The following is a 7,004-nucleotide window of genomic DNA, read 5'->3' as shown; positions in this document are numbered from 1 at the left end:
AGTAAGCCAGACAGGAGCCAGAAAAAGATATTTATCAGAAAAGTCATAATCAAGCTAGAGGTTTAAAGACTGAGCGGGTTCCAATTATTTTTATTAATAAATATTTTACACAATTCATACCAGGTAAGCAAGAGGGCTACGCCACTACTACCGAATCATTACCATTCGAGCCAATTATTTTTATTCATAAATATTTTACACAATTCATACCAGGTAAGCAAGAGGGCTACGCCACTACTACCAAATCATTACCCCCAACAAAGACCAATAACGCTCTGGGATAGTGAGTACGGATGCGCTCCCTTTGTTAAAGAAACAGCAAACATTAATGCAGATCAACTAATTCGGCTACGCCCTAATCGCTGTATTTATGCAGAACCTCCCCAATATCAAGGAAATGGGAGACCGAAAAAACCTGGTGAAAAAATGAAATTATCTGACCCAGAAACTTGGGCAGTTCCAGTAGAAATTATTGAGATTGATGACCCAACTTGGGGGGTCGTAAAAATTTCGAGATGGAATCGTTTTCATTTTGAACAATCGGCTGATTATCCCATGTCTATAATCTTGGTTCAACCTCAGGGGAAAAAACTCTCTCAAAGGTCTACTACACCAATGTGGTTGGCTTGGATAGGAGAAGAAGAAATATGCTCAATCGACCTGTGGAAATTGTATTTAAGACGCTTTCTCCTTGAGCATTGGAATCGTTGTATGAAGCAAAGATTACACTGGACTTTACCTAAACTAGGAACCACTGAGAAGGGTCAAAGGTGGAGTGATTTAATCCCTATTATGACATGGCAATTATGGTGAGCTTCGTGAGATTATAGAAGATAATCCCTTACCTTGGCAAAAGCCTTTACCTGTGGAGAAATTAACCCCTGGAAGAGTGGCAAAAAGCTTTTTGGGACTTTTGGTCGAGATAGGCACACCCGCCAAACCGCCAAAACCCAGAGGAAAGTCCCCAGGTTGGGAGAAGGGAAAAAAACGTCACAAAAAAACTCGTTATCCGACGGTGAAAAAGACAGTTACTCGACAGAAAAAAGAGACAAAAGAGGTAGCTTAAAACAAGAATTGATCATATTTCTGACTATTCTTAGCTTTCTGACAGGCTAAGACAAATTTTAATGTGCTTCCCCCGACATCAAACGGTACAGTCTAGTCTAAACTCCAGATTCTAGCATATATTTTGTAAACGATGCTCATATTTAACAGTAAAGCCGTCGTAGAACGACGGGGTTTCAGACCCAAAATTTTCGATGAACAGAGACATCATTACTGGAATGGACGGCGAGATTTATGCCAGACGCGATCTGAGTCGGGAGTGGGGCGGGGCGATCGATCTGGGAACGGCGAGGACAGGAAAAAGTTTCGGCGTTGACGGACACTTAGGGGAAACTAATTGCCTCGGCGTTTGGGATAGTGTGGACAGACTCAGATTCAGGACTTCGCATAACCTTCGTCTGGAACTCGCCACCGACCCCAAGGTGATCACCGAGTTGGTCCGATTCGATAGTAAGGGTGTCGCCACCGTCGTCGGTTCGGTTGAATACGGCGCTCGATTATCCTTGAATTTAACACCGGGTCGCTACGGCCTCAGTTTCTTTGTCGAGGGAGATTTGATTTCTTATCAAGTTAATGCCAGTTTCATTAGAACTCTTGCAAATTAATTATATGTTATAATTGTGGTTTAACTAATTTTCCCCAAAAAAATAGTTGATTAGTGCATTTGTTCTGAATGAAAACCTGAAGTTTAACTTTTAACCCAAAACTCTTTAGATATGCTTTAATTTGGTTGTCAAAACCTCTTTATTTAAGCAGCACAAACTATCTCAATTATAAAAATTGAGAATAAATTCTCCTTGACTTGATTAATGTTTGGCAACTTTTAATAAGTTGCTATACCTATCCCTAACTCATAGTTATAAATAGCCGCCAACAGGTTAACTCTTAAACTATATCTTCGACGACGATTCCGATATTTACAGGATAAGATTTTAAAGATTTTGAGTTTCCTATTTATAGTTTCAATGATAATCCTTTCTTTGGCTAAAGCCTTGTTATAACCCTTCTCTAACTCTGTTAATTTTCTATTTTTCGGTTTCTTTTTCGGTGTATAACTATTACTATGGTATGCAGCTATTCCCTGATAACCACTGTCTTCTCTGCTAGTAGTTAAAGGATGAAAACGAATTCGACTTTTTTTAAATAAACTAAAATCATGACCTCTACCTTTCCCACAAAAGACACAGATAATTTCCCTGGTATTTTTATCAGCTACTAATTGGGATTTTCAAGTATGATAACCTCTTTTACCCCCCAAAAAATCTTTCTGTTTCTTTTGGGGGTGTTCAATGGGAGTTTCCGTTACATCCATTACCGTTACGACCGGTATCTCTGCTTGATTTAGTAGAGATTTTTTTCCTTTTAAACGGAAGTTTCCCGATTGTCAAAGCATTTTTTCCGTCTTATTTACAATCAGACCTATAGTTTATTCTGATAGTTTACCGCTTGTACCAATGTGAAAATATGTTCTATATTCTCGCCAATATTCTAACGTTACTAAAACTTGTTCTTCTATAGATAGTTTAGGTTTCGGTCTCCTTTTAGATGGCTTCGGCGTGAGCGCATCCGAACGCTGAATTAGAGTCGGCTTCAACACTTTTTACTGATTCTACCATCTTTCTGTATGTTTGTTTATACACACCGAAACGGCGTTTGAATTGTTCATCTGATAAGTTTTGATAATCCATATTTTTGCTAATAAACATAGCAAAAGTATAGATGATTTCCTGACCTAAGATCACATTTTATTCTTTTTTCCACTTCCATCTAAAAATTGAGAAAAAAGCCAAACCCTCTATTATACAATAAAAAAATTAGGCAAGGGGTCTAGTGAAGTCGCTGGTTTCGCTCTAATCTTTACGGGGCAAGTCTTTCAACCGATTTTACTCCTTCACTCCCGAAAAATTGAGCGAACGATGAGTCCTGACTCGGAGAATACTGACTCGGAGAATACTGACAGCTTTCTTTTGCCTTTGGCCTTTTTACCTAAAATGTCGGATGAATGCCCCCGCTAAATTTTTCGACAAGACATCAACCTTTGCGGGGGATGAAATCCGACCAGGATATTAACTGCGAAGCACGATTTTAATACTACCATCTATGGGTAAACTGTGTTATATTTAAACTATCCAATGGTCGAGGATTAATCAATGCTAGTCGTAGAAGCCAAGTTAAAAAACGGGACAGCAGAACAATACCAAAGACTAGATGAAGCAATTAGGACATCTCAGTTTGTGCGTAACTCTTGTGTTCGTTATTGGATGGACAATCAAGGGACAACCCGCAATGATCTCCAAAAACTTTGCGCGGTACTAGCTAACAATAAAGAGACCCCTTGGGTTAATAAATTAAACTCTCAAGCTCGTCAATCGGCTGCTGATAGAGCCTGGCAATCAATTAATAGGTTTTACCAGAATTGTCATGCCAAGATACCAGGGGAAAAGGGTTTTCCTCGATTTAAAAAACATAGCCGTTCTGTTGAATACAAACTAACGGGCTACAAACTATCTGATGATAGACGTAAAATCAAGTTCACCGATGGCTTTAAAGCAGGAGAATTTGATTTATGGTGTAGTCAAAAAACCTTAGTTTATTATTCAGAGCAACAGATTAAACGGGTAAGAGTTGTTAGACGTGCTGACGGTTATTATTGTCAGTTTTTGATTGACGTAGAACGGCAAGAATACCATAAACCAACGGGACAAATAACAGGAATTGACTTAGGGTTAAAGGAATTTTATACCGATGCCCAAGGTAATACTGTAGAGAATCCACGTTATTTAAGCAAGTCAGAAAAACGACTAAAAAAAGCACAACGACGATTATCAAAACGATTTCGTCAAGGAAAGAAACAGTCCAAAAACTATCACAAGCAACGGATAAAAGTAGCTAGGCTTCATCTTAAAGTATCAAGACAACGTAAAGACAAAGCAATTAAAGACGCTTTGGCGTTAGTCCAGTCTAATGATCTGGTAGTTTATGAAGCTTTAAAGGTAAGAAACTTAGTCAAAAACCGTAAGCTTGCCAAGTCGATTTCCGATGCTTCTTGGTATCAATTCACTGAATGGTTGAATTATTTTGCCAAGATTTATCGGATTGTTTGTGTTGCTGTACCACCACATTTCACTTCTCAAGATTGTTCAGTTTGTGGGACGAGAGTTCAAAAAACCTTAAGCACTAGAACTCATCAATGTCCTAATTGTCAAACAGTCTTAGATAGGGATCATAATGCAGCCATAAATATTCTTAAAAAAGGGTTACAATATTTGGGCAATCATCTCAACGGTACTGTTGGGCAAACAGAAACCCCCCCTGCCCCCCCGACATCGGGGGGTTCGGGGGGGCAAGGGGGGGGGAGAGTCCGGTCTCTGGATTTTCAGTGGAGACATTGAGAATCTAAGCTGTCTCGTTGAACAAGGAATTTCCGATAGTGATAGGTCAAGAATCCCCCGTCACAGCGTAGCTTGACGGTGGGAGTATGTCAATTGCTATAAAGTAGGTTTATTGAAGAAGTGGAGGGAATCATCATCCTATGGCGATAATGACAAAATCATTTAGACAAAGACTGGCAGAGATTTTCGGGTTTGACCTGCGATCGCTGGCTTTATTTCGCATTGCCTTGGCGTTAGTGGTTTTAGTGGATTTATCGGTTCGTTTTAGCCAAGTAACTGCCCATTACAGCGAATTAGGGGTTTTACCCCTAGGAAGCTTATCGAAAGTTTCTGCTAGTCCTTTTTACTGGTCGATTTTTGCTCTCAGTGACTCGGTACTGGTGCAGAGTATCCTGTTTATTGTCGCTATAGCGATCGCATTATTGCTTTTAATTGGCTATCATACCCGTTTAGCCACGATCGCCACTTGGGCGCTAATCGTCTCTTTACATCATCGCAACCCCCTGTTACTATTTGCCGCCGATGACGTAATCCGGGCAGTATTATTCTGGGCGATGTTTTTACCCCTCGGTGCCTGTTATTCCGTGGAAAGTGCCTTAAACACCAATCCCAACCCCCTACCCAAGCGTGTGGTTTCGGCTGCCACGGTGGCTTTTATGATACAGGTGTGTTACATCTATATGTGGTCAGTGGTCTTTAAACTCAAAAGTGAGACTTGGTGGCCCGACGGTACAGCCGTTTATTACTCTCTTAGTTACGATCAATACGCTACCGCTTTCGGGAGTTTTTTACTGACTTTACCGCAGCAATTCCTCAAATTCCTGACAATTTCAGCCCTAGGCTTTGAATGGTTCGGTCCGCTATTGATGTTTGTTCCCTTTCGCAATAGTTTATTTAAAATAATCGCCGTAGTTTCCTTTATTTTCTTGCATACGGTTTTTGCACTGATTCTACATTTAGGGGTTTTCCCTTTCTTGAGTGTTACCTATTGGTTGCCGATCATCCCTAGCTTAGTCTGGGATTGGGGACAAAAACGGATAATAAACCCAGAAAGAGAAGGTTTAAGGATTAATTATGATCGAGATTGTGGATTTTGCAAGAAAGTTGTTCATCTTCTCCGCACTTTTCTCATTTTACCCGGCACTCCCCTGTTAGTCGCGCAGGATAACCCCTCAATATACGAGGATATGGTGGCCCAAAATTCTTGGGTGGTGGAAGATTGGCAGGGAAAACGTCGGTTTAAATGGTCAGCATTGGTTTATATTGTCAGTCTTTCGCCGATTTTCTGGTTTTTAGTGCCAATTTTGCGTTTACCGCCCCTCATGACCCTGGGAACGAGAATTTATGAGTGGATTGCCTCCCATCGTCGTTTTATGGGCAATTTCACCAAACCTCTCAAGTTTCGTCCCCTGACGATTAAATCCTCTTTACCTTTAAATATTTTGGTAATTTTCTTCTTCTTGTTGACCAGTATCTGGAATTTACGCAGTTTTGTCCGGCAATCGGCCATTAGAGGCGATTTAAATACACCTTTAATTCAATCCCTCGATCGCTTGCTCACCCGTCGTACTTTTAATACAATTGATATTCTGGCAAGAATAACTCGTTTAGACCAGTATTGGACTATTTTCTCCCCTAGTCCGCCCCGAGATGATGCTTGGTTTGTGGCAGTCAGTCAATTAGCCGATGGTTCCACGGTAGATTTATTTAGAGAAGGACAGCCGGTAATTTGGGATAAACCCACGGATAGCGATCGCAATCGTTTGTATAAAACCATGCAGTGGCGAGTGTATTTTATTAATCTTAATCGAGCTATTGGTCGGTCAGTTTATGGAGAGTTTGGTCAGTATCTCTGTCAAAACTGGAATCAGCAGCACGGTAGTGATCAACAGATTAAATCCCTGCAACTTTATATTATGCGGGAAAGGACTGTCCCCCCCGGAGAAAAACAGGGAATCAAAAAAGAACTACTCTGGCAGCAAAACTGTCTTTAATCAGTTATCAGTCATCAGTTATCAGTTATCAGTTATCAGTTATCAGTTATCAGTTATCAGTTATCAGTTATCAGTTATCAGTTATTAGTCAGATAAAAGTTATATGGCTCTTCGTTACTTGTTATGGTTCGATAGGGGGGCATAAATCGACTAAATCCTTATCTGGCAAGAGACTTAATTGATTAGTTCGCTCTAGAGCAAAAACAATTGACAAAAATCGCTAAATGCCTTTCTCTATAAGGGTTCCATCCCTTATAACCCCCGTCCATTGCATAACACAAACCGAAGAGCCAGTTATATGGCTAACTAATGCAATAAAAGACAAATAAAAATGGACAACTGATAGCTGATTGCCGATTGCTTATTTTTCCCTTTCCAACTAACCTAACTACCGCTCAACTTTAAACATCGCTAGGTAGTGATTCGGTAGTAGTGGTAAGCCATCTTGCTTATCTGGACTGAGTCGTGTAGAATATTTACTAATAAAAATAATTGCTTGATAAATGTTGGGGATTTGGTTTTTATGATTGCTATTTTTATCAATATCTTCTCT

At 40.1% G+C, this 7,004-nt stretch carries 2 protein-coding genes and 3 pseudogenes; 4 read left to right on the top strand and 1 reads right to left on the bottom strand.

Going from position 1 to position 7,004, the window contains the following annotated elements; translation table 11 throughout:
* Positions 1-261 precede the first annotated feature (261 nt).
* Positions 262-1,066: pseudogene (locus IM515_RS24010) on the top strand (NF041680 family putative transposase); the annotation flags it as partial.
* Between the two features lie 193 nt (positions 1,067-1,259).
* Positions 1,260-1,670 carry a hypothetical protein gene (locus tag IM515_RS24005; RefSeq protein ID WP_002798467.1) on the top strand — a complete coding sequence of 137 codons (411 nt, stop codon included), beginning with the start codon at positions 1,260-1,262 and terminating at the stop codon, positions 1,668-1,670.
* A 218-nt stretch (positions 1,671-1,888) separates the two neighbouring features.
* On the opposite strand, the pseudogene IM515_RS24000 reads toward IM515_RS24005, so the two are convergent.
* Positions 1,889-2,771, bottom strand: a pseudogene (locus IM515_RS24000) (IS5 family transposase).
* 444 nt (positions 2,772-3,215) lie between these two features.
* On the opposite strand from IM515_RS24000, the pseudogene IM515_RS23995 reads away from it, so the two are divergent.
* Together IM515_RS23995 and IM515_RS23990 are read left to right on the top strand one after the other, a co-directional pair.
* A pseudogene (locus IM515_RS23995) lies at positions 3,216-4,533 on the top strand (RNA-guided endonuclease InsQ/TnpB family protein).
* A gap of 64 nt (positions 4,534-4,597) precedes the next feature.
* On the top strand, positions 4,598-6,451 hold the full coding sequence (locus IM515_RS23990) for a hypothetical protein (RefSeq protein ID WP_287628248.1): 1,854 nt from the start codon (positions 4,598-4,600) through the stop codon (positions 6,449-6,451).
* Positions 6,452-7,004: the final 553 nt, after the last annotated feature.

Origin of the sequence: Microcystis sp. M44BS1, assembly GCF_020244875.1 — a bacterium.
Taxonomy (GTDB): Bacteria; Cyanobacteriota; Cyanobacteriia; order Cyanobacteriales; family Microcystaceae; genus Microcystis; species Microcystis panniformis.
This window is presented reverse-complemented; position numbering and strand designations above follow the sequence as displayed.